Consider the following 2,104-nt stretch of genomic DNA (forward strand, 5'->3'; position numbering starts at 1 on the left):
CATATTTATGAGGGTGATAAGCATAATAATCGTTTGTTTACTACACAATCTTTAATTCAATTCATCAATTTCTTTATCCACAAATTTGCGTTCGACAAGCTCACCGTCTTTATAGGTTTCTGTGTACAAAAGTTTGCCTTTTTTGCGAGTGGATAAGATGGGTTCATTCAGTTCATTATATTGTTGTTCTAATTGATGACATTTCCAAATACCAACAGGCAGGCCATTTTTGTATTCCGATTCGAGATAAATATAACCGATACCTAGAGGCGCATATTTACTGCCTGTTATCTCTATCCATACCCCCTCGCGAGTATGGTTTTGAACTAAACCCTCCTCTGTATCATTAAGATCTGTATTTTGAAAAGAACCATTAGTATCATAATAGCGGATGAATTTGCCTTGGGGTGTCAGTTGGTATGTTCTTTTTTCATTAGCAGCACTGTCTGTCTCATCACTACCAAGATCCCTAATAATTATTTTCCCATTATCATAATAGAAAAATCGATAGCCTCTACTCAGATCATTTCCATATTCGTAAGTGGCTACTAATCTATCCACAATTTGATCAGAGCTGATAGAGATAATGGATTGAAAAACAAGATGACTTCCATACTCGCAATGGTTGCATTCTAACTCAAGGTTCTCAGTGGTGAGTAGAAACAGATCAAACTGAGGAAAGCCGGCTATTTTTTCCACATGAACTGTAATCTTCTGGTTTAAAATATCGTTGATATTAAATGGGATATCATAGGAATCCTGAACAATCTGCTTTAAATTTTCTTGGGTTAAAGTAACTGTATAAGATTGTTCTGATTGGGACTGCTTATATAAATTCCTGGCTAATTCATCAAAAGCCTTTTCATTCCCCGAACGTTCACTTTCTGTTTCTGCATGTTGCCAATGTGTGGCAAAAGGATATAAAACATGTTTATCACCAATTGGCGGGCTGGCAAGAGGAGCTTGCATAATTTGGGTAATAAAATGGTCTTTTTTATTTTCTGTTTTTATAATCGGTTGGCTGTTAACCATTTGTTTACAACCTATCATAAATAGGAGAGTGATACATACTAATATTAATCTCATTGCTAATATTCCTTGTTTATTTTTTATATAATGGTTTCCAGAGAATTGCTGTCAAAAATCCCGGCATGTAGGTGATCATTATGCGCTTTATTGTACCTATTCGCCCCTAACAGCCAATTTTGTCTATTTTCAGCGGCAATAACTTGAGTAAAGCCCAATCAACAAACGCATATAATAAATCTTGTTGGTTTGTATTATTAGGTCGGTTAATATTACCAGTTAGATAACCTGTATCCACGCTCACCCCATTGTTATGAGTTGTGCTTGGATAACAGGTTGCATCCCCGAAACACATTCCAGTACACCTAACCCTTGCAATACCAAATTGTCCTAGCACCCCCATAAATCCGGCAAAACATTCTGGGCTGCAATACCTTCTTTGCGTATCTATGAAATTAAATGCTATAAGTATGTTATTACCTAAATTAATATTTAATCCATCAGGCATTCTTACCAAATCAACTTGATTACCCGTGGCTGAATATTGCACTCTTCTACGCTGACTTGGAAACCTTCTACTAGTTCGTGAATTAAAAAAGTGTCCATCTGTTACAATATCTCCATTAGGGTAATAATAATTATTCTCTGCATCTCCTCCCGCAGGAGCAGCGGCGCTTCTGGTGTATCCTGCCGGAATATGATCTAAAATTATCCCAATATTTCTTCCCATTACCTGAGTTTTTTCACAAGTGGTCAGGATAAATTCATTATCATACGGATCGTGATATATATATGCAACTTTAGTTGAATTATTATTTTTTAGATATGCCATTTTCCTGTTATTGGCTAAGAAATTATATGGATTTGCGTTATAGTTTTTCCTGTTATTTACTCTTTGCGTAAATACGGGGGCATAAATTTCATAAAAACTACGATTCACCACCCTGAATTGTTGGTTTTCTGACGATAAAAAAGTCCCTCCTTCGCTTGTTTCTCTGTTACTGTTACCATAGGCGCAGTTTCCGCGGTTTCGTTGTACCCGCACTTGTACGGTGCCATTGGCGGTGCCTAAGCGTGT

At 36.7% G+C, this 2,104-nt stretch carries 1 protein-coding gene and 1 pseudogene; both read right to left on the minus strand.

Going from position 1 to position 2,104, the window contains the following annotated elements; translation table 11 throughout:
* Positions 1 to 51 precede the first annotated feature (51 nt).
* The gene (locus tag GA0061080_RS12120) at positions 52 to 1,086 is read right to left on the minus strand and encodes a toxin-antitoxin system YwqK family antitoxin (RefSeq protein WP_091126176.1); all 1,035 of its coding nucleotides are present in this window, start codon (positions 1,084 to 1,086) and stop codon (positions 52 to 54) included.
* A 106-nt stretch (positions 1,087 to 1,192) separates the two neighbouring features.
* Positions 1,193 to 2,104: pseudogene (locus GA0061080_RS12690) on the minus strand (hypothetical protein); the annotation flags it as partial.

It is taken from the genome of Gilliamella intestini, from assembly GCF_900094935.1.
Taxonomy (GTDB): domain Bacteria; phylum Pseudomonadota; class Gammaproteobacteria; order Enterobacterales; family Orbaceae; genus Gilliamella; species Gilliamella intestini.